This window comes from Lacihabitans sp. CS3-21 (assembly GCF_024343675.1).
GTDB lineage: Bacteria > Bacteroidota > Bacteroidia > Cytophagales > Spirosomataceae > Leadbetterella.
Genome location: NZ_RJUD01000012.1, coordinates 19,433 through 41,180, shown reverse-complemented (window position 1 = coordinate 41,180; position 21,748 = coordinate 19,433). Strand labels below are relative to the sequence as shown.

Annotated in this window: 21 protein-coding genes; 10 read left to right on the top strand and 11 right to left on the bottom strand. The window is 35.8% G+C overall.

Annotated features, from left to right (window positions below; all coding sequences use genetic code 11):
* Nucleotides 1-7: 7 nt before the first annotated feature.
* On the bottom strand, nt 8-631 hold the full coding sequence (locus EGI24_RS09305) for a 7-carboxy-7-deazaguanine synthase QueE (RefSeq protein WP_255048106.1): 624 nt from the start codon (nt 629-631) through the stop codon (nt 8-10).
* 116 nt (nt 632-747) lie between these two features.
* Between EGI24_RS09305 and ispG the strand changes: the two genes are divergently transcribed.
* The 6 genes from ispG to trxA all read left to right on the top strand — a co-directional run bounded on the left by ispG (nt 748) and on the right by trxA (nt 5,155).
* On the top strand, nt 748-2,691 hold the full coding sequence (ispG, locus tag EGI24_RS09300) for a (E)-4-hydroxy-3-methylbut-2-enyl-diphosphate synthase (protein WP_255048105.1): 1,944 nt from the start codon (nt 748-750) through the stop codon (nt 2,689-2,691).
* Between the two features lies 1 nt (nt 2,692).
* Complete coding sequence (locus EGI24_RS09295) at nt 2,693-2,887, top strand: DUF6728 family protein (RefSeq protein WP_255048104.1); 195 nt, start codon at nt 2,693-2,695, stop codon at nt 2,885-2,887.
* Nucleotides 2,884-3,240 (top strand): MmcQ/YjbR family DNA-binding protein, encoded by a 357-nt coding sequence (locus EGI24_RS09290; RefSeq protein ID WP_255048103.1) that lies wholly within the window; start codon nt 2,884-2,886, stop codon nt 3,238-3,240. The genes EGI24_RS09295 and EGI24_RS09290 overlap by 4 nt, the downstream gene beginning before the upstream one ends.
* 18 nt (nt 3,241-3,258) lie before the next feature.
* Nucleotides 3,259-3,660 carry a gamma-glutamylcyclotransferase gene (locus EGI24_RS09285; RefSeq protein WP_255048102.1) on the top strand — a complete coding sequence of 134 codons (402 nt, stop codon included), beginning with the start codon at nt 3,259-3,261 and terminating at the stop codon, nt 3,658-3,660.
* 82 nt (nt 3,661-3,742) lie between these two features.
* Entirely contained in the window at nt 3,743-4,654 is a 912-nt protein-coding gene (locus EGI24_RS09280; RefSeq protein WP_255048101.1) for an OmpA family protein, read from the top strand.
* 177 nt (nt 4,655-4,831) lie between these two features.
* Nucleotides 4,832-5,155, top strand: a complete 324-nt coding sequence (trxA, locus tag EGI24_RS09275; RefSeq protein ID WP_255048100.1) for a thioredoxin — start codon at nt 4,832-4,834, stop codon at nt 5,153-5,155.
* Nucleotides 5,156-5,211: 56 nt separating this feature from the next.
* Here trxA and EGI24_RS09270 read toward each other — a convergent pair whose 3' ends face one another.
* From EGI24_RS09270 to EGI24_RS09245, 6 genes are read right to left on the bottom strand one after another with little or no spacing between them, the layout of a single operon-like run.
* Entirely contained in the window at nt 5,212-6,399 is a 1,188-nt protein-coding gene (locus EGI24_RS09270; protein WP_255048099.1) for an aspartate aminotransferase family protein, read from the bottom strand.
* Between the two features lie 6 nt (nt 6,400-6,405).
* Nucleotides 6,406-7,605: a hypothetical protein gene (locus EGI24_RS09265; RefSeq protein ID WP_255048098.1), complete on the bottom strand. Its 1,200-nt coding sequence runs from the start codon at nt 7,603-7,605 to the stop codon at nt 6,406-6,408.
* A 4-nt stretch (nt 7,606-7,609) separates the two neighbouring features.
* On the bottom strand, nt 7,610-8,440 hold the full coding sequence (locus EGI24_RS09260) for a type 1 glutamine amidotransferase (RefSeq protein ID WP_255048096.1): 831 nt from the start codon (nt 8,438-8,440) through the stop codon (nt 7,610-7,612).
* A gap of 41 nt (nt 8,441-8,481) precedes the next feature.
* Nucleotides 8,482-9,579: a carboxylate-amine ligase gene (locus EGI24_RS09255; protein ID WP_255048095.1), complete on the bottom strand. Its 1,098-nt coding sequence runs from the start codon at nt 9,577-9,579 to the stop codon at nt 8,482-8,484.
* Nucleotides 9,579-10,589 (bottom strand): RimK family alpha-L-glutamate ligase, encoded by a 1,011-nt coding sequence (locus EGI24_RS09250; protein WP_255048094.1) that lies wholly within the window; start codon nt 10,587-10,589, stop codon nt 9,579-9,581. The genes EGI24_RS09255 and EGI24_RS09250 overlap by 1 nt, the downstream gene beginning before the upstream one ends.
* Before the next feature lie 4 nt (nt 10,590-10,593).
* On the bottom strand, nt 10,594-11,307 hold the full coding sequence (locus EGI24_RS09245) for an alpha/beta hydrolase-fold protein (protein ID WP_255048093.1): 714 nt from the start codon (nt 11,305-11,307) through the stop codon (nt 10,594-10,596).
* A 106-nt stretch (nt 11,308-11,413) separates the two neighbouring features.
* Here EGI24_RS09245 and EGI24_RS09240 point away from each other — a divergent pair, with 106 nt between their 5' ends.
* Nucleotides 11,414-12,217 (top strand): esterase family protein, encoded by an 804-nt coding sequence (locus EGI24_RS09240; protein WP_255048092.1) that lies wholly within the window; start codon nt 11,414-11,416, stop codon nt 12,215-12,217.
* Here the strand turns inward: EGI24_RS09240 and EGI24_RS09235 are convergent.
* Nucleotides 12,210-13,235: an acyl-CoA reductase gene (locus EGI24_RS09235; RefSeq protein WP_255048091.1), complete on the bottom strand. Its 1,026-nt coding sequence runs from the start codon at nt 13,233-13,235 to the stop codon at nt 12,210-12,212. The genes EGI24_RS09240 and EGI24_RS09235 overlap by 8 nt on opposite strands.
* Before the next feature lie 114 nt (nt 13,236-13,349).
* Here EGI24_RS09235 and EGI24_RS09230 point away from each other — a divergent pair, with 114 nt between their 5' ends.
* The 3 genes from EGI24_RS09230 (at nt 13,350) to EGI24_RS09220 (ending at nt 16,813) form a co-directional block, all read left to right on the top strand.
* Nucleotides 13,350-13,697, top strand: coding sequence for a 4Fe-4S binding protein (locus EGI24_RS09230; protein WP_255048090.1), 348 nt, complete (start codon nt 13,350-13,352; stop codon nt 13,695-13,697).
* Nucleotides 13,698-14,264: 567 nt separating this feature from the next.
* Nucleotides 14,265-15,440, top strand: a complete 1,176-nt coding sequence (locus EGI24_RS09225) for a porin (RefSeq protein ID WP_255048089.1) — start codon at nt 14,265-14,267, stop codon at nt 15,438-15,440.
* 38 nt (nt 15,441-15,478) lie between these two features.
* Nucleotides 15,479-16,813: an ammonium transporter gene (locus EGI24_RS09220; protein WP_255048088.1), complete on the top strand. Its 1,335-nt coding sequence runs from the start codon at nt 15,479-15,481 to the stop codon at nt 16,811-16,813.
* Nucleotides 16,814-16,975: 162 nt separating this feature from the next.
* Here the strand turns inward: EGI24_RS09220 and mtaB are convergent, their stop codons facing one another.
* From mtaB to EGI24_RS09205, 3 genes are all read right to left on the bottom strand, one after another.
* The gene (mtaB, locus tag EGI24_RS09215; RefSeq protein ID WP_255048087.1) at nt 16,976-18,307 is read right to left on the bottom strand and encodes a tRNA (N(6)-L-threonylcarbamoyladenosine(37)-C(2))-methylthiotransferase MtaB; all 1,332 of its coding nucleotides are present in this window, start codon (nt 18,305-18,307) and stop codon (nt 16,976-16,978) included.
* A gap of 103 nt (nt 18,308-18,410) precedes the next feature.
* The gene (locus EGI24_RS09210; RefSeq protein ID WP_255048086.1) at nt 18,411-19,436 is read right to left on the bottom strand and encodes a glutamine synthetase beta-grasp domain-containing protein; all 1,026 of its coding nucleotides are present in this window, start codon (nt 19,434-19,436) and stop codon (nt 18,411-18,413) included.
* Nucleotides 19,437-19,881: 445 nt separating this feature from the next.
* A complete protein-coding gene (locus tag EGI24_RS09205; protein ID WP_255048085.1) occupies nt 19,882-21,720 on the bottom strand; it encodes an LTA synthase family protein in 1,839 nt (612 codons plus the stop codon).
* Nucleotides 21,721-21,748: the final 28 nt, after the last annotated feature.

The following is a 21,748-nucleotide window of genomic DNA, read 5'->3' as shown; positions in this document are numbered from 1 at the left end:
TATTAAATTACGGAATATCTAAATATTTGTGCGTCTGAATACTCATTCGCCATTTCGGATTTTCTTTGATATAATCCACAATCAATGGCATCATTTGCTCACGTTTGTCCCACTCGGGTTGTAAGTACAAAATACAATCTTCATTGACTTTTTCTGCGTGTTTTTCTGCAAATTCAAAGTCTGATTTATTGAAAACAATGATTTTCAGTTCATGAGCTGCCTCGTAAAATTCGGGCAATGGCTCTTTGAATTTTTTTGGCGAAAAACATATCCAATCCCAACTTCCCGACAAAGGATGTGCTCCAGAGGTTTCAATATTGGTTTTGAAATTTTCGTTTTGTAAAACAGCTGTAAGATTGTCCAGATTATACATTAAAGGTTCACCTCCAGTAATGACTATTAACTCACCAGGATTATTTTTGGCATTATTCAAAAGTTTTTCGACAGCCACTTTTGGGTGAACATTTGCATCCCATGAGTCTTTCACATCGCACCAAACACAGCCCACATCACAGCCGCCCAACCTGATAAAGTAAGCGGCCTTTCCACTGTGAAAACCTTCGCCTTGTAAGGTATAAAAAGCCTCCATGATGGGCAGCTTTTCTGTTAAATCTGTTTTAATTTCTTGCATTTCATCGCAAAATTAAACAGAAAATTAGTGTTTAGTGTTATCTAGTGTAAGCAATTTTGTTTTTAACGCTAACAAAAGAATTTTTCGAATTACTTTTACATAAAAAAAGCATTTTCATGGCCTATATTCCTCTTTATTGTCCTTCTTTGACTTCGTATTCTCGACGCATTACTAACCAAATCAAAATCGGTGATTTGGGCTTGGGTTCGGATTTCCCCATAAGGGTTCAGTCTATGACCACTGTGGACACGATGGATACAAAAGGCTCAATCGATCAGTGTATCAGGATGATAGAAAGTGGTTGTGAAATCGTAAGAATAACTGCTCCGAGTGTCAAAGAGGCTCAAAATCTCGAAAACATTAAAAAAGGTTTGAGGTTGGCTGGATATACTACGCCTTTGGTGGCCGATATTCACTTTACGCCCAATGCAGCCGAACTGGCCGCCAGAATTGTAGAAAAAGTGAGGGTAAATCCAGGTAACTATGCCGACAAAAAACGTTTTGAAGTAATAGATTATTCTGATGCATCTTATGCTTTAGAATTAGAAAGAATCAGGGAAAGATTTTTGCCCTTGGTAAAAATATGCAAAGAGTATGGGACTGCAATGCGAATTGGAACCAATCATGGCTCACTTTCTGATAGAATTTTGAGTCGATATGGCGACACTCCAGCCGGAATGGTTGAATCCGCTTTAGAGTTTTTGAAGATTTGCGAAGATGAAAACTACTTCAATGTGGTCATTTCTATGAAGTCGTCAAACCCCCAAGTGATGGTCCATGCATATAGACTTTTGGCTAAAAGGCTGGAAGACGAACGAATGAAGCCTTATCCGCTACATTTAGGTGTGACAGAGGCTGGAGAAGGCGAAGATGGACGAATCAAGTCTTCGATGGGTATCGGGACATTGTTGGAAGATGGTTTAGGAGATACCGTGAGAGTTAGTCTTACAGAAGATCCTGAATTTGAATCTCCTGTAGCACGCAAACTTATTGACAGATATTTGCCCAATCCGAATAATTTTGAGTTGAAACCAATCGAATTTACCAGTTTTGAGCCTTTTTCTTATAAAAAAAGAAAATCATTCGAGGTGGCAAATATTGGTTCTCAAAATGTCCCTCGTGTAATCGCAGACTTTTCAGATAGAGATAAGGTGGAGATTGAAGATATGAAAAGTATTGGACATTTCTATTTGCCACTACCTGACAAATGGAAAATGAATGACTTGGGTGTGGATTTTGTATATTCTGGTAAAAAGCCAATCTCATTTATGCTTCCAAACGGTCTGAAAGAAATTTTAGATTATGAAGTTTGGCAAACGCTGGAAGACAAAACACATACTTTTCCTTTAATTAGCAAAGCAGAATTTCTAACAAATATTGATTTTTCCGAAAGTCTAAACTTTTTAGATATTTCCACAGAAAATATTGATGAAAGTCTCCTGGAAAAGTTAAAGTCAAACAAAAATGTATCGATAATTCTAAGTTCAGAAAGACCAAACGCTTACGTGGATTTTAGAAAAGTATTATTAGAATTTGATAACCAAGGGATTAAAAATCCAGTTATTTTTAGGAGACGATATGGCGTATTGAGCCTTGAACAAATTCAGCTACATGCCGCAACAGATATAGGTGGAGCATTTTTAGATGGATTTGGTGATGGAATCATGCTAACTGTAAAAGAAAATCCAAAGGAAATAAATAGCCTTGCTTTTGGGATTTTACAAGCGGCAAGAACAAGGATTTCAAAGACAGAATATATCTCATGTCCATCTTGCGGTCGTACACTTTTTGATCTTCAAGAAACCACAGCCTTGATTAGAAAAAGAACAGATCACCTGAAAGGAGTGAAGATTGGTATAATGGGCTGCATAGTAAACGGTCCTGGAGAAATGGCCGATGCGGACTACGGTTATGTGGGCATTGGTAAAGATAAAATTTCGCTTTATAGAGGTCAGGAGGTAGTAAAGCGTTCTGTTGCATCGCAAAATGCTGTAGATGAGTTAATTAACTTAATTAAAGAAGACGGTAACTGGAACGAACCAGAAACAATAGAAGAATAAAATGGGAAGATTACAAGAAATGCTCAAAGTTGGGCCAGTTTTTAATTATTTCACGAGGGTTTTTAAAAAAGACAAAGATGGAAAATATCCATCTAGTACAAACCTCAAAATGATGCACGGGATCAATAAAGTTTCGATTTTATTGTTTTTATTTGCAGTCATTGTAATGATTATCAGAGCATTCACCAGAGAATGAACATTGAAGAAATCAGAGATTTTTGTCTAAGCTTCAAAGGCGTAACAGAAGAAATGCCATTTGGACCAGAAACTGTGGTCTTTAAAGTTATGGGTAAAATGTTTATGCTGTTGCCACTAGATGTGGAAGATTTGAGAATTTGCATCAAAAATACCCCTGAAAAGAACCTTGAACTCAGAGGAGAATATCCCAACATCGTTGGAGCTTTTCACATGAATAAATCCCATTGGAATAACTTAATTATAGATTTTAGCACCAAGAAAGATTTGATAAGGTTATTGATAACTGAGTCTTATGATTTGGTGGTTAAAGGATTAACCAAAAAACTACAATTGGAACTCTCTCAATTGTAAATTTGAAAATCATTGCCAATGGAATATCTTTTTGTGTATGGAACATTATTAAGTACATTCCCAGAAAACCCCTTTAGATTACTTTTGGAAAAAAATACGCAGTTTGTAGGTGAGGCTTTTACCTACGGAAAACTATTTTTGGTCGATTATTACCCTGGTTTAATACCTAACAATCCCCATGAAAATCATAAAGTTTTTGGTGAAATCGTTAGCTTTAATGGAAGTTTAGATATCCTTGCCTACTTAGACGAATATGAGGACTTTAATTTCAACGATATTTCTAACTCTCTGTACATTAGGGAATTGAAAGAATGTTTTCTGCTTGAAAATAATAAATCATTTAATTGTCACACTTATATTTACAATAAGAATGTCGACAATTTAAAATTTTTAACTAATGGTCGATTTATTTTAAGATAAATTAATTATTCTTTTAATTTTTTTTTAAAAATCGTACTTTTACCAATTCATTTAGAACCTTAAACATCAAATTCTAATTATTATGATAAGTACCAAAGGAATAATTTTTTCTATTGCGGTTGCGGTAGCATTTTCTTCATGTGTTTCGAAGAAAAAATTTGCTGGATTACAAACCGAGTTAGCGAGTACCAAAGCTGATCTTGATCGTCGTGGTGAAATGGTTAACGACTTTAAAAACAAGCTCGTTACCTGCGAACAAGACAAACAAAGAGCGGAAGACGCCGCAAAAGCAGCTCAAGCTGCCAAAGAAGAGCAAATGAAAGATTTGCGTGCTCAAATCACTGATTTGCAAAAAGTTAGAGATACTCAAATGCAGCAAGTAGGTGGTTTGACAGTTTTAAACCAAACTGCAAGTGAAAACATCAACCGTACATTGGCTCAATTGGAGAAAAAAGATAAGTATATCGGTCTTTTACAAGCAGCTAAATCGAAAGCAGATTCTATGAACCTTGCTTTAGCGGTAAATCTAAAATCGACGCTAAACGAAGGACTGGATGACACTGACATTGAAGTAAAGGTAGATAAAACCGTGGTGATGGTAAACCTATCTGACAAAATGTTGTTTACTTCTGGAAGTTATAAAATCTCTCCAAAAGCCTATACAGTTTTAGAGAAAGTTGCGAAAATGTTGTTAGCCAGACCAGACCTTGAAATGATGGTGGAAGGATATACGGACAATGTAAAAATCAGCACGGATTGTATCGATGACAACTGGGATTTGAGCGTTAAAAGAGCCACTTCGGTTGTTAGAACCCTTCAAACTAAGTTTGGTGTGGATCCTAACAAACTTATTGCAGCTGGTAGAGGCGAAAACAACGCTTTGACATCAAACGATACGCAAGAAGGACGATCAATCAATAGAAGAACTAGAATTATTTTGATGCCCAAATTGGATCAATTTTATGATCTATTGAATCCGGATAATGTAAAATAATCGAAATAATATTCTTTTCTACAAAAAGCCGTTCTTGATACCCTCAAGGCGGCTTTTTTTGTGTTTGGAGGTGTTATTTATAGTTTAAAAATTAAGTTTTTAAAAAAAATGAACCTCAACTAGGAACTATTTAAAACCAAAGAAATGTTTGTAACCTATAATCTAAAAAATAAGTAAATGGGAGCGAACGCAATAGAAGTAAATGATGCCAATTTTCAAGAATTGATCAAATCGGATAAGCCAGTTTTGGTTGATTTTTGGGCAGAATGGTGTGGGCCATGTAAAATGATTGGACCAACTGTAGAAGAATTGGCTGGTGAATATTTAGACAAAGCAATAGTTGGCAAAATGGACGTTGACGCGAACAGCGTTACCCCTTCAAGCTTAGGCATTCGTTCTATACCTACTTTGATGATTTTCAAAAATGGCGAAATGGTCGATAAAATTGTTGGTGCAGTGCCAAAACATATTTTAGCTCAGAAGCTAGAGGCAGCACTTTAATTAAATCGTAATATATTTATAGAAAAGACTTTAAGGTAGGAACTTTAAAGTCTTTTTTAGTTAAGAACAATTTGTTCTACTAAATCTAACTCAGCATCCGAGATATTTAGTGGTGGAGAAATTCTCATGGCGTTGTCACAATACAAAAACCAATCGGTGATGAGTCCATTTTCTATAAATCTATCAATTGTTCTTTTTAGGACCTCAAAATTCTCAAATTCGGCTGCCAACATAAATCCTTTTCCTCGCACAGATTTTACCAATGGATGTTTTAAGAAAATTGATTTGATTCTTTCGGATTTTCGAAACAATGCTTCATGATTTATTTCATCCTGAATCACCTTCAACGTAGCCAAAGATGCAGCACAACTTACTGGGTGACCACCAAATGTGGTGATATGACCTAAAATTGGATTATCTTTCAAAACTGACATTATGCCCATAGGAGCCATAAATGCTCCGATTGGCATACCGCCGCCCATTCCTTTTGCTGATAGCAAAATATCAGGTGCAAAACCATATTGTTCTAAAGCCCAAAATGTTCCCGTGCGTCCGAAACCGGTTTGGATTTCATCAAAAATTAACAAAGAACCTTTTTCTCGACACCTTTCAGCCAATTTTTTCATGAAAACTATTTCAGTTTCAATAATTCCACTTTCAGCACCAATTGGCTCAATTATTACACAAGCAGTATTTTTTGTTATCAGGTTTAAATCATCAATTTTATTTCTTTCAATTTTTTTTATACCAGGTAGGAGCGGTCTGAAACCTCTTTTGAAATGTTCTTCGCCTAGTGACAATGCACCGTGCGTAGAACCGTGGTAAGAGTTTTTGATGGCAATAACCTCAGATTTCTTGGTGTATCTTTTGGCCAATTTCATGGCACCTTCTACCGCTTCTGTTCCAGAATTTGTAAAATAGACGTTATTGATTTTTTCTCCAGACAAAGTTTCAAAACCTACTAAAGATTTGACCAATTCTTGAGCAAGTTGTACCTGTGGGCTTTGAATATATTCGCCATAAACCATTTGATGCAGATATGAATCCACTTGATTTTTGATGGCTTTTACAACTTTCGGATGCCGGTGCCCAACATTACTCACCGAAATGCCTGAAATAAGATCCAAATATGCTTTGTGATTTTTATCAAAAAGAAAACTCCCTTCAGCATAAACGAATTCTAGAGCCAAAGGAAAGTCTGAGGTTTGGGCAAGATTATTTAGAAATAATTGTCTATTATCCACTGATTATCAATTGGTTTCGAAAAAAGCACTACTACCGCCCACCCAGTCAAAATTTTTGTTGTAATCTACACCAATCATTTTGCCTCTGCTCAATCTGGCCAAATTGGTTACTAATTTTGGATTACTAGCGTTTTCAGGCCAAATATATAGCATCCTTATTTCGCATTTTATTCCTTCACCATTAATGTCTTTGATACAAGGCTCATAGGCGATTTTCCTTTGTAATAAATAATTCTCTGGGTCTTTGATGCTATCTAAATCTTGTTTGGTTACATCAATTTTTACACCTGCTCCCGCAAAAGAGAACAAGGGTTTTAGTACATAATTTTCCAAATCTTCTGGAACTTTGGCGAACTCCGAAAGGTAATTTGATTCAGGAATATATTTGGATTTGAAAAAAGGGAGACTGAATTTTGAAACTCTGTAGAACCAATTGGGGTGCGAAATCCATTTTGCTGAATGCGGTTCTTTTAAATCAACATCCAGTTTTATATTTGAAAAATTCCTATCTAAATCGTCAGAAATCAATCGGTTGTAAATACGCTCTATGGTAATTTTCTTTCCATCTTGCTCATAGTATAATTCATCACCAGATTTGCGTAGTTTGGTAACGCAAAGGGGTTCTATGCCCCAAAACTTCTTTGTCAGTGCAAAATCTATTCTAGTTTTTTGCTTTTCAGGGAATATTTCTAGTAAAATCGTATTTTTTGGATGACTCCCATTCAAGAAAAATTGTTGCATTTCTTGCATATAACTCATGGTATTTAGGCGATTAAAAAACTCGCTGTAACCTTTTTGTACATTAAAATGCTTTTTGAATTTGCTAGAAAGATAGCTCTGGTAGGCAAATAATGAAGGAAAGCCTTGTAACTCAATCAATTGCGGTTCAAACTCTCCCTCTGCATTTTTAGTTATCGCAAAATCAATGGCCAGGCAATCTGGTCTTTGATTTTCATTCGGCACAAAATGCTCTGAAGGAATAGCACGATTAGTTTTTTCTATAAAACCTTCCTTTTTTATTTCATCAATTATGGAGCCACAAGCACTTAAAATCTTTATTTTTAGCTCTTTATTGACAAAAACTGGAGACTCTGCTACGCGAAATTCCAACGTTTCTGGAAATTCATTTTCTATCTCAGCCAACATGGATTGATATTTTTCGGCTGAAAAAGAATCGTTAAAGTATTTTCTTGGCTCGTTTACCATTGTTTTAGTTTAGAATTATCTCAAATTTTTGTTGGAAAGCGTGCTCCAAGAAATTGGGCAATATAACAGACTCTGTGAACATGATTTTATCAGGATCTTCTAAATGTTCTATCATGCTGTGGTATTTCTTTTCACCAAAATTCGTGATGACAGCTTGCTTTTTTTCTTCGGTTTTAAAGTATCTGTGCATACCCTCTGCATCGGCTTCGGGGTGAAATTGCGTGCCCACTATTTCGGGGGTAAACCTTATGGCCATTATTGCCCTCTCTAAAGGTATATGCGGCCTGTTTTTTTCTATGCAAAGAATTCTCGCCCCAATTTCCTTGAATTTCTTTTTATTTGGCATAATGGCCTGATAGTCACGAGAATCTACTGCCCAAAAAGGTTCCTCAAGACCGTAGAATATCCCTTCGTGAAGTGCAGGCTCAAGTTTGTGGATGGGCATAACCCCAAAAGAAGTTGATTTTCTTTTGTTGACTACGCCCAACTCAAAGTATTGATAGAGCAACTGAAAAGAGTGACAAATTGCAAATAATTGCTTTTTGATTTCAGACTTTTTATTGTGTTCCAACAAAGCTTCTATGAGTTGAAAATAATTTCTTTCCCATTCAGTGTTTTCAAGTATAGGACTTCCAGGGCCACCCGTAGATATAAACACGTCAAAATCTGCAAATGAAGGCAAAGTGACGGTTTTTCTTACATTAAAAATGGAATAATTGGATCCGGCTATTCCTTTAGATTGGAGAAAACTCTCCACTAAAGTTTTTATACAACGCATTCCTTCATTGGGAGCGTTGTCATACATATCTAAAATAGCTATTTTAAAATCTGACATTCGTTTGTTTGAAGATGACTGCAAATTTCGTCAAATTACTCTTAAAGTCCGAATTTTGTTTCATTTACTATGTAATCTACTACGGCATTAAAGTCGTTAGTTTCTTCAAATACTTTGAGTTGCCTATCTGCTCCAGTGCCATTTTTAAGTATTTGATGCACATAATTCACTTCGTTTGTTGAACCCAACTCATCTGCTGTGTCTTTTATGAAATCCAAAAGTTCGTCAACCAGTTCATTATAAGGTACTTCGGCTTCTTTTCCAAAGTCTATCAATTTTGAATTGATGCCATAACGTCCTGCTCGCCACTTATTTTCATTAATAAGATGTCTTGGATATGGCCTAAAGCTTAGATTTTGTTGCCTCAACTTATATAATTTAGCTATTAAAGCTTGCATTATTGCTGCCAAACAAATGGTTTCGTCTACCCGCATCGGCACATCGCAAATCCTGAATTCTATCGTTGGAAAAAATGGATGGAGTCTTAAATCCCACCAAATTTTCTTACCATTATCTATACAGCCGGTTTTTATGAGTAAATTCAGATAGGAATCATATTCTGCTGCGGTTTTAAAATGCTCAGGAATGCCAGTGCGAGGGAATTTGTCAAAAACTTTGGCCCGGTAAGAATGAAACCCTGTGTTTCTGCCACACCAAAAAGGTGAATTTACAGATAACGCAAATATATGAGGTAAAAAATACCTCGCCTGGTTCATAATATTGATAGCATCGTCGCGGTCTTCAATTCCTACATGTACATGCAAACCAAAAATCAAATTGCCACGTGCCACATCTCGCATCTCATCAATCAATTTGTCATATCTATCATCCTCTGTAATCAGTTGATGTTGCCAATCAGAGAATGGGTGAGTGCCGGCCGCCGCAATATGTAAATTCTGTTTTTGTGCCAAATCCAAGAGCATTTTTCGCAGATAAGTGACTTCTTCTCGTGCTTCTTGAATGTTCTCACAAATATTTGTTCCAACCTCCACTACCGCCTGATGCATTTCTTGCTTTATTCGCTCTTGCAAAATAGTTTTTCCACCTTCCACTATTTTTGACATGTGTGATTTCAGCTCTCTAGTTTCAGGGTCAATAGTTTGGAACTCTTCCTCGATTCCCAGCGTAAATAATCCCATTATTTTTTTGGTTTTTTTATGGTTTCAGTTTTTTTTACTTTCGGTGTTTCTGCAGTTTGCATAGAAGAGTTGCTTATAAATGTGCCCCAAGTGCAATTGTTTTGTCCAAATACCTGACTTTTAGCCTTTTCTATAGCAAAGTTTGCTGCATTTTCAACTACCCATTCGAAGTTTTCCTGCCCCACAGAATTCACGTCGGCATCGGGTGCTGGATTGCAGAAATCTATGGCATAAGGTATTCCATCTCTAATAGCAAACTCTACGGTGTTAAAATCATATCCAAGTGCATGGTTTAATTTTAAAACATAATCGGTAATTAATGACATCAATTTTTTGTGGGCTTCTCCTTGTGTTTTTGGCTGAGTAGCATAACGCAAATGATGCGGATTGCGTGGTTCGTAAGGCATAATTTGCACGTATTTGCCTCCAATGCAATAACAGCGGTAATAATCAGTAAAGATGATTTCTTCTTGTAGCATCATAACTAACTGGCCAGTTTCGTTATGTTTCTGCCAAAGGTCGTCTGGGTTATCCACTCTATAAACACTTTTCCACCCGCCTCCTGAGTGAGGTTTCATATAGGCAGGAAATTTTATTTTATCAAACATGTATTGCCAATCAAGCGGCATTTTTAAGTTTCTAAACGACTGATCACCCGTATCATCTGGTCTTTCTTTGGATGGCAAGAGCACGGTATTTGGAACTGGTACCCCCAATTTTATGGCCAAGCAATTGTTAAAATACTTCTCATCAGCACTCCACCAAAATGGATTATTGATCACTGCAGTTCCGCAAAGGGCTGCGTTTTTTAAAAATGCCCTATAAAAAGGCACATCTTGACTAATTCTATCTATGATGACTGCATATTCAGATGGAACGCCTTGTTCGGCTTTATCAATTAATACAGGCTCGGCAATAATATCTCTGCCTCCAGTTTTTTGATTTACCCTGTCAATAAATGCCCAAGGAAAAGTGTTTTCCATCCCAAAAAGAATTCCTATTTTTTTCATGATATTAATAATTAATTATTGCTGATAAATATTCTGGAAAAGCATGATTCCAAAGAGGCCAGTCATGACTGGCCCATTTTTTCTCGTCATACCAGTGATTGATATTTTTATGGTTTAAAATTTGTGAAAATCTAAAAGTTTCGTTACGACATATATCCCAGTCGGAAGTACCCAGAACTACCTTCATGTGCTCAAATGTCCATGATTCGGCATTTGGAACAAAATCTACCGGATTATTAAAATATACATTGTCGTCAAAATACCCTTCCATAAATGTTCTGATGTCGTAGGAGCCGCTCATTCCTATTGCAAAATCCACTAAATCAGGCTTTTTGAAGGCCAAATTCATTGCATGATAAGCCCCGAAACTACAACCTGCAACACCTATTCGGTGCACGCTGTTCTCTTTTTGTATCTCTGGAATCAGTTCGTAGGCAAGAAATCGGGTGTAAAGTTCATAGTTGTATGCCCTGTCATGTGGAGAAATATTTTTTCCATAGAAAGTCTCAAAATCAATACTGCCAATATTATAAGTTTTTACTTTTCCCTCATTAATAAAGTTGCTGATACTCCCTAGAAGACCCATGTCGCGGTTTTGGTGGGCATTGCCCATGGAAGTCGGAAACATCAAAATTGGGTGGCCCCAATGCCCCGTTACAAACAAATCGAGCGACTTTCCAATTATGTGTGAGTAAAAATGTATGTGTCGTTCTTGCATTGTTTCTTAAATTTGTATTTTAGTTTGAAAAATTAAAATCCTAATAAATTTCTACTAATCAAAATAAACATCCATTTTTTTTAGAAATTAACCAAAAAGAAAAAACTTGAAACAACAACCATTCGAGGTATTTAGAAATAAAAATATTCATTCAGTCATTTTGAATAGAAATGTGGTTTACGATTTGGTTTTGCCAAAGAATATGGACAAAAACCTCTTGTATCCTACCATATATATGAATGATGGGCAGGATTTTGACCAATTAGATGCATTGAAAACTATACAGAATCACTATACCAAAGGTGGTCAAGCATTTATTTTTGTAGGAATTCATACCAACGAAAGACGCCTTTCTGAATATGGGACCTCTTTTCAGTCGGATTATAAAAATAGAGGAAATAAGGCAACGGATTATATGAACTTTATAGTTTCGGAATTACAGCCTCTAATAAGAAAAGAAACTTCTAGCTCATTTTTGGCCATTGACAATACTTTTTTTGGTTTTTCACTAGGTGGACTTTCTGCTATGGACATAGCCTGGGAAAATCCCCATCTTTTCTCCAAAATCGGAGTTTTTAGTGGTTCATTCTGGTGGAGAGATAAAGGTTATGAGGAAGGCTACAGTGACGATTTAGACAGAATCATGCACAAGAAAATCCGAAATTCGAAGTACAAAACTGGATTAAAGTTTTGGCTCGAATGTGGTACTGCAGACGAAACTGCAGACAGAAACAACAACGGCATCATAGATTCTATTGAAGATACTTTGGATATTATCACAGAATTGAAAACTATTGGTTACCAAGACACAGATATTAAGTATGTAGAAATTGAAGGAGGAGAGCATAATTTCAATACCTGGAAAAATGTGTTTCCTGAGTTTCTAGAATGGGTTTTTAGTACTAAATAGTGGATAAAAACTCCATAGTGTCCACATTATCAGCATAATCGGCTAGTTTGGGTGATTGGCTTTCTCCGAAATCGTAACTGTTCTGTGAAATAGGTAGCTTACTCACCACTACTTGGATTTCATCCTTTTGAGATTCTAATCTCCGCTTCAGTGATTCTAAGTCGGCATAATTCTCATAGAATAGCGTAGAAATGGGCGAGGCTAGGGTTTCATCGTTTTTTAATAATAAAAAGCCATTGTCTAAGTGTTGAACGCCATTTACCAAATAGATAGATTTCATGTAATCATAGTTATTGTTGTATTTGGAGTGCATTGAAATCGTGTTCCAATATTCTATGGCTTCAAAAAATGGAGTGAAATCATAGCCTACGGGAACAAATAATTTAGCGATGTTTCTGCAACCCAACCCAAAATAGGAGAAAATGTCATTTCCGAGGTCTGCCAACTCTATTTTGGTTTCATTACCTGTCAATACAGCCACTGAAGTGCGGTTTTTACGAATAATGTGAGGTTTAGCTGCAAAATAATAGTCGAAATATCGCGAGGTATTACCACTTCCTGTGGCAATGTAGGCATCCAGATTGTTTAGTCGATCAGCAAGTATCAAATATTCTTCAATCGCTGGATTGATGAACTTTAGTTCTCGAATAATATATTGTATGAGTATTTCGTCTTGCGTGCTTGCTTTATAAACCGATTTATGTCCTGCTAAAATAACATGAATCAAGTCTTGAAAGCCGACTAAAGGTATGTTTCCCGCTGCAATAATGCCTACTTTCTTAGATTCTTTTGGATCAAAGAATTGTTTTGGATATTTAGCAATAAAGTTTCTTAACTCGCTTTCATTTAAATATTTATCAATAATCGTTTGTATGGATTTCTTTAAATTGTCTAAGGTAAACCAGCCGTTTTTTGATTTTGCAAAAGTCAAAACCTCTTCAAAGGCATCGGTTTCTATTTTTTGGCTTAATGACTTTCCTAACTCACTAAATAGTACTATTCTTTCTTCTAATTTCATTTTTTTTATAAAAAAATACCCTTATCCCAAATTCAATACAAAAATACAAAGGTTGGTAAACTTTGAAGAATTATATTTGTTATTTAGTTTGAAAACAAAAGAAATTCAATCGCGATGGCAATTATTATAACGGACGAATGTATAAACTGTGGAGCTTGTGAACCAGAATGCCCGAACACTGCTATTTACGAAGGCGGTATAGAGTGGACGTATGGCGGCGGAACTAAGCTTTCGGAAGTTGACTTTGGAGATGGTACTATTATTAAAGGAACGGCCAACATGAAGCCAGTTTCTGATGAGTTTTATTATATAGTTAGCGATAAATGTACTGAATGTACAGGTTTTCATGAAGAACCTCAGTGTGCTGCAGTTTGTCCTGTGGACTGCTGCGTTCCGGATCCTGACAATGTGGAGGATCTCGAAACTCTTCAAGCCAAAAAAGCTTGGCTCCACGGGGAGTAAAAATTTGAAAGCCGCAAAAGAGTTTGCGGCTTTTTTTATGTCCATACAGATTTTTAATTCTTGGAAAAAGTAAATTTTTGTTCGTATTCAATCTCTTTTTTTTTCAAAACCTTCCTTTAGTTTACCCTTATCTTTTCCTTACCATATATTTTATAGAATTAAACCTTTCGGTAGTAAAATTCAGACCTTAGGTGTCAGCTTGAACTCCAAAATTCAGAAATTGGCTTATTTTAATAATTCCACAGTCTATTAAGGTCAAATAATCAGTTTGTTACGATTTTGAGTTTACTGTAAACCTTAAAATTCCTCCATTAAGTTTCAAAGATTTACTTCATATCGAAATATTATTTTGTTAATAATGCAAAACGCAGAATAAACTTAATTTTATAGAAAAATATAAAAAAAACTAAATTTGCGTGGATATTTATATCACTTTTTCAAGAAAATATATTTTTTTTAAAGAAATGTGATAAAATTCACACTTAAAAATTTGATTTATGTATTTTTTTGAAAGAAGTTTGTTGAAAAATATAACATACTTATTTGTTAATTAAACCAAAGAAAATTATGAAGAAAGTGTATTTTACAATTTTCGGCCTTGTTTCGGCTCTAGTAGTATCGGCAACCGAAAATCCAACAAAACCAGGTAAGAGTGAAAAAAATCAATCAAAAAAAGTTGAGGTTTCTACAGAAGCTCCAAAGGCTGTAGTAGAAGAGGAAAAAAATCCTTTAACTTTTAGTGGGTATGTAGATACTTACTATTTTGCAAATTTCAACGGTGTACAATCTAACCTAGGTGCTTCAGGTTTCGAAAGAATTTTCGACCAAAAAGCAAATAATTTTCAAGTAGGTTTGGCTCAGCTAAAAACTACTTATTCTACAGATAAAGTAACAGGTGTAATTGACCTTACATTTGGTAACCACGGCGATCTTGGAAACTACGGAAACCCAATCAGTCCACTTGGAGCAGAGTTTGGAAGTACCGGTCTTGCCATTAAACAAGCATATTTAACTTGGAAAATGTCAGACAAAGTTTCATTAACTGGTGGTCAGTATGGTACTAACGTCGGTTACGAAGTAATTGACGCTCCTGTAAACTTTAACTATTCGCTTTCAAACATGTTTGGAAACGGTCCTTTCTATCACACTGGCGTAAAATTGGACGTGGCCGCATCTGACAAATTTGCCTTTATGTTGGGTATTACCAATGGTTTGGATAGCAAAGACGATAACAACAAAGCCAAAGGTTTTCAAGGACAAATTACGATAAAACCAGTAGACGGATGGAGCGTATATTTGAACTATTTCGGTTCTGACGAAGGTGTGGATGAGAAAAATATGACTTCGTGGTTCGATTTAACTACTTCTTATCAAGTAACAGAAAAAATGCTTGTTGGCTTGAACGCAGTAACAGGAAAAAATACCACAGGTTCGTGGGGTGGAGCGGCTCTTTACTTAAATGGTAAAGTGTCTGAAAAATTTAGCTTAGGAACTCGTATTGAGTACTTTGACAACAGCAAGGGTGGAATTTATTTAGTGGATGCAGACGGTGCTGGTGTTTCTACAACTGGAATTACTTTGACAGGAAATTATGATGTTTCTCCAAATCTTAAATTCAAGCCAGAATACAGATTTGATTCATATAAAAACGCAGCTGGTACTTTTCAATTATATGATAAAGACGGCGGTTTGACAAAGAAATCTCAATCAACATTGGGAGCAGCCCTAATCTTTTATTTCTAATTTAACCCTTTTTGTACAACACTTAATTATTTTCAATTATGAGCGAAACAGTGAAAATTAAACCGTCTTATGTTCCGATAGCCATTTTGGCTGCGGTAGTTATCTTGGCCTTGGTATTTCCTTCTATACCTGGTGCTATCATTACAGAAGGCGTTGACACAGGAGATACCGCGTGGATGTTAGTTGCATCTGCATTGGTATTGATCATGACACCAGGCCTTGCTTATTTCTATGGCGGTATGGTAAACGCCAAAAATGTGATCTCGACAATGCTACAAAGTTTCATAGCTATGGGAGTTATCTCAATAGTTTGGGTAGTAGTAGGTTACAGCCTTGCTTTCGGAGAAAGTGTAGGAGGGTTTGTTGGAAATCCACTTACTCACTTTATGATGAAAGGAGTTTTGGATGCTAAACCATGGGGAACTATCCCAGCTATCATGTTTGCATTTTTCCAATTAAAATTCGCGGTTATCACACCTGCTTTAGTTACAGGTTCAATGGCTGAGCGTATCAATTTCAAGTCTTATGTTGTATTTATGATACTATTTAGCTTGTTTATCTACGCTCCTTTGGCTCACATGACTTGGGCTTCAGGTGGTTTCTTATTTGAGATGGGCGTTCTTGACTTTGCTGGTGGTACTGTTGTACACATGTCTGCTGGTTGGGCTGCTTTGGCAGGTGCTATTTATCTTAAAAGACGTAGATCTCACGTAGAGGGAAGTTTCCTACCTCCAGCAAACATTCCTTATGTATTGTTAGGAACTGGTTTACTTTGGTTTGGATGGTTTGGTTTTAACGCTGGATCGGCTCTTGGAGCAAATTCTCTAGCAGCTGTAGCTTTTGCTACCACAAATACGGCCGCTGGTGCTGCTGGTATTGCTTGGGTATTGTTTGATGCAGCTCGTGGCAAGAAAGTTTCAGCATTAGGATTTTGTATCGGTGTTGTAGTTGGTTTGGTGGCTATCACCCCTGCAGCAGGATTTGTTTCTATACCTCATGCATTGGTAATTGGTGTTGTAGCTTCAATTATCTCTAACTACTTGGCTCACTACAAAACTAAAACTGCCTTGGATGATACATTAGATGTATTTCCTTGTCACGGTGTTGGTGGTATGGTAGGTATGTTGTTCACAGGTATTTTTGCTTCATCAGCTATCAATGGAGCAGTTACCAACCAAGGTTTATTTTTTGGTGAAACTACACTATTTATCAAGCATCTAGTTGCATTGGTATTGGTTTCAGCTTTTGCGTTTATTATGTCATTTATCATCTTGAAATTGACTGATATTTTGGTTCCAATGAGAGTTTCGGAAGAAGACGAAGCGATGGGATTGGATATTAGTCAACACGATGAACAACTATTAGAAGCCTAAAACTTATTATATTTACAAAAAAATCACAATTTATTGTGGTTTTGTTGTACTCCAATTGGTAAAATACCCGTCTTTTGATGGGTATTTTCTTTTGAGCAAAAACCAAAAAAAGCAACGATTTGAGGTCGTTGCTTTTTTTATGAGAAACAAATTAGGTTTATTTTAATGTGCCAATTCTTCTTCCTGTTCTTCAATCTCCACGAGCATTTCAGCATTGATAGAGCTAAGTTTGATTCTCTTTATGTCATTGATTAACAATGGGTCGTATTTGGAAGAAACTTTAATATAATTGGAAGTAAAGCCAGTCATAAAACCTTCGTTTTCTTCAGATTCAAACAGAACATCCTGTATTGTGCCAAGGTGTTTTTCGTAAAAATATCTTCTTTTTTTGTCAGACAATATATGAAGCATTCTAGATCTTTCCGCACGTTTGTTTTGAGGCACAATCGGCTTAATCGTCAAAGCTGAAGTGTTTTCTCTTTCAGAATAAGTAAATACGTGCAAATAGCTAATATCTAAGTCATTTATGAAGTTATAGCTTTCTTTGAATTCTTCGTCAGTTTCGCCCGGATGCCCCACAATTACATCCACACCTATACAGCAATTCGGCATAATCTCTTTTATCTTCTGCACTCTTTCTTGATACAATTCTCGCTTATATCGGCGTTTCATAAGTGCCAAAACCTTGCTAGAGCCCGATTGTAATGGAATATGAAAATGAGGCACAAAACGCTTAGATTGGGCAACAAATTCAATAATTTCATTGGTTAGTAGATTAGGTTCAATACTCGATATTCTGAACCGTTCTATTCCTTCAACTTCGTCTAAGGCTTTTATTAAATCTAAGAAACTTTCTTTTCTTTCGCCTTTAATTATACCAAAATCACCAATATTAACTCCGGTGAGAACAATCTCTTTTACTTCGTTTCTAGCTATTTCTTGAGCCGATTTTACGATATTTTCGATGGTGTCCGAGCGGCTAGCACCACGAGCCAGAGGTATAGTACAGTAGGAGCAAGGATAATCGCAGCCGTCTTGAACTTTTAGAAATGTCCGAGTTCTGTCATTTAAAGAAAATGAAGTATGATAATCTACAGTTTCGTTAATATTAGTTGCAAAAACTTTATCCACAGGTTTTAACGTCGAAGGAGACTTCTCAAAAGTACCCAGTAATTCATGTAATCTAAATTTCTCTGCTGCACCTAGTACAGCGTCAACGCCTTCTATTTCAGCTATTTCTTGTGGTTTCAGCTGTGCGTAGCATCCAATGATGGCCACATATCCATCTGGATTAATTTTTTGAGCTTCTTTGACAATTTTCTTGCATTTCTTATCAGCATTTTCAGTAACTGAGCAGGTGTTTATTATGAAAATATCAGGCTTTTCTTGAAAACCTACTTTTTTGAAGCCTTTGTCCTCAAAAGTTCGGGAAATTGTAGAAGTTTCCGAGAAATTGAGCTTACAACCCAAAGTATAAAATGCAACTTTCTTCATTAAGAATCAATTAAGCCATAAAATTACGAACAAAAAACCCCCAGAACAAAAGTTCTGAGGGTTCAATATCAATAAATAAGCTATTTATCTATTAAAAATAGAATTACAATTTTGCTGTTTTTACAGTTTTGATAATTCTAGCCGCTACTTTGTAAGGATCAGCAGCAGAGTTAGGACGTCTGTCTTCTAACCATCCTTTCCATCCTTTTTGTACTGCAGCTATTGGAATACGGATAGAAGCACCACGGTCAGAAACTCCGTAAGAGAATTGATCGATAGATTGAGTTTCGTGTTTTCCAGTTAATCTTAAATGGTTATCAGCACCGTATACTGCAATGTGCTCTTTTACAAATGGAGCAAATGACTGACAAATGATATCATAAACATTTTTGTCTCCAGCTGTTCTTAATGCAGTATTTGAGAAGTTAGCATGCATACCTGAACCATTCCAGTCAGTGTCGCCCAATGGCTTACAGTGGTAGTTGATCCAAACATTATATTTCTCACAAGTTCTTTCTAATAAATATCTAGCTACCCAAATTTCGTCACCAGCTTGTTTAGCTCCTTTTGCAAAACATTGGAATTCCCATTGTCCAGCGGCAACCTCGGCGTTGATACCTTCTACATTTAATCCAGCTTGTAAACAGTACTCTAAATGCTCTTCGATGATATGACGACCGTATGCATTTTTAGCACCAACTGAACAGTAGTAAGGTCCTTGAGGACGTGGATATCCGTTTGTAGGGAATCCTAAAGGAAGGTTGGTATCGCAGTCATAAAGGAAATATTCTTGTTCAAAGCCAAACCAGAAATCGTTGTCATCGTCTTCGATTGTAGCACGACCGTTAGACTCATGAGGATCTCCGTTTGCGTCTAAAACCTCACACATAACTAGGTATGAAGGAGTTCCTAATAACGAACGCTCAGGATCTTTACAAATATATACTGGCTTAAGTTGACAGTCAGATGAACCGCCTGGTGCTTGCTCAGTTGATGAACCATCAAAAGACCACATATCACAGTCTTCTAACTTTCCAGAGAAATCGTTTTCTATTTTGGTTTTGCTTCTTAGGCTTTGAGTTGGTTTGTAACCGTCTAGCCAAATGTACTCTAATTTCGCTTTTGCCATTGTTGTAATAATTTTATATTGATTCTGTTTTTCTTAAAGAATTATGTTACAAATATATTGGCGAAATCAAAATATTATTTCTTTAATCAAAAAAAAGTATCGATTTTATTCTATTTTATTTGAAAAATACAACTATTTGTAAAAAAAATGAGATTTGAGTTCCTTTTGAGGTGCACAATTCACTAAAAATTGGCTAAAAAATGATTTTGTGTTAATAATTTCTATAAAATCGAATCCAAAATCTATTGATTTATATTTTTTGAGGCATATTTGGGTTAAATTCAAACATAATATTTGGATTTTGCTATTTTTTAAGAAATTGCATTATTCTCATTTGAGATAATGCAAATTACTAGTTTCGAAAACAGCCACATTCAAGTTGATTCTTGAATTACGTGAAACCCTTTTCGTAAATATTCAATTAAATAATCAATAAGGTTGGTAATTATCTTGCCAAGAAATCTTGATAACTTTTTTGTTGCAAAGCTTTGCCTTCCATAAGTTCTTTTGATTTCAGCAATTCCTGATTTTGGATCAAAACTCTACCTTTGTTATCAAATAGGATTTGTTTTTTTGGTTTTATAAAGCCAAACCCATCATTAAATACAAAAAATGCCCAAGGTTGGGTATTGGTCTTAAATAAGTCTTTACTCCAATAAAATGCAGAAGCATCAAAGTTCATTTGACCAAGTAAAGTGGCTGAAATGTCAATTTGTGAAGCTATATTTTTATATTCCCAATTCGTTTTTACAGCACCTCCAATCCACAACATCGGAATCTTGAAATCGTCCACACGATTTCCGGTTTCAGGAAGTTTGTGGCCATGGTCTCCCACAATTATGACTAGTGTATTTTGCCACCAATCTGTTTTTTTTGCTTTTTCTATAAAATTACCTAAACATTGGTCTGAATAGTTTAGCGAATTCATAAACAAATCTACTGTAGCATCTCCTTTAATTTTTGGTTCTTCGGTAGTTTCGAATGGTTCATGGCTGCTCAAAGTCAATAAACTTGAAAAGAAAGGTTTAGCAGCGGGTACTTTGTGGTCTTCTAGAAATTTTTCAAATATATATTCGTCATGCACACCCCATTTCGAAGTAGAAAGTTCGGCTGGAAAGTCATTCATGTCTACGATTTTTTCAAAATTGGCATTAAACAAATACGATTTGATATTTGCAAATTCTGTATCGCCGCCGTAATAAAACTGAGTAGAAAAGCCATTTTTACCGAATTCCTTACTCAAAACGGGAAGGCTTGCAGTTTTAGTTGGATATTTTATGATAGACTCCGTTGGTTGCGTTGGAAATCCACTCAAAATACTCGTGATGGCTTTGTCGGTACGATCTCCCATGGCATAAAAATCAGAAAAATAAATGCCTTCAGTCTTCAGTTTATTGAAATTAGGTGTTATTTCAATCTCCTTGTGTTTTTGATCAACCACCTTTTTGGTAAAACTCTCCCAGATGATGATTAAAACGTTTGGTTTTTTACCGCTAAAATTCAGTATTTGTTTTCTTGGTAACGCGTTTTTATAAAGATTTGCAATGGTCGTATCCAAGCTTTCTTTTGGCAAATAAGTGTAAGGATTAACTTTATTTGACGAATTGTGAATTATAGAGCTAAAAAAGTTCCAAGGAGCATTTATGGCTGAGATATTCGCAAAATTTACTTTGGAGAAATATACAGTGCTGTGGTTCATTGGTGCAATCCCAAAACCACCACGAATAGGTATGATCAAAACGACGACCATTAATATCCCATAAATAATGAATGGAAAGTTTTTGATGTGTTTCCAGTCATAAATTTTGTTGGCTATAATTCTGTAAACTATCGAACTGGCCACAATTACCAATAATATAGTGCTGATTATAAGCGGAATAACTGGGGAATTCTTAACAGAGGCCCAGGCCTCTTTTGGTGATTTTAGATAGGCTAGGGGGGTAGCATCTAATCTAAATGACCAAATGTTATAAACTTCTAAATCAACTACAATTATGAGTGTTATAATAAAGATCAGAAAGAAAGTGTAAGAAAATATGGTACTTTGAAACAGGCTTTTGTTAAGGAAATTAGAAAGGGTAACCCACAAAAACGGAAAAATGCACAAATAGGCGGCCATTGACAAATCCATGCGGAAGCCATGCCAAAATATACCAAAAACAGTTTCTAATGTTAGGGTTTTGGAATCCTCAATATGGTAAGAAAGAAAAATAACTCTTGCTGCAAGAAAATATATAGACCAAAACGCGAAATATATTAACATAAATCTTAACCGCTCTCTCATTTATTTTGGGTTTTTATTTAAAAAGAAA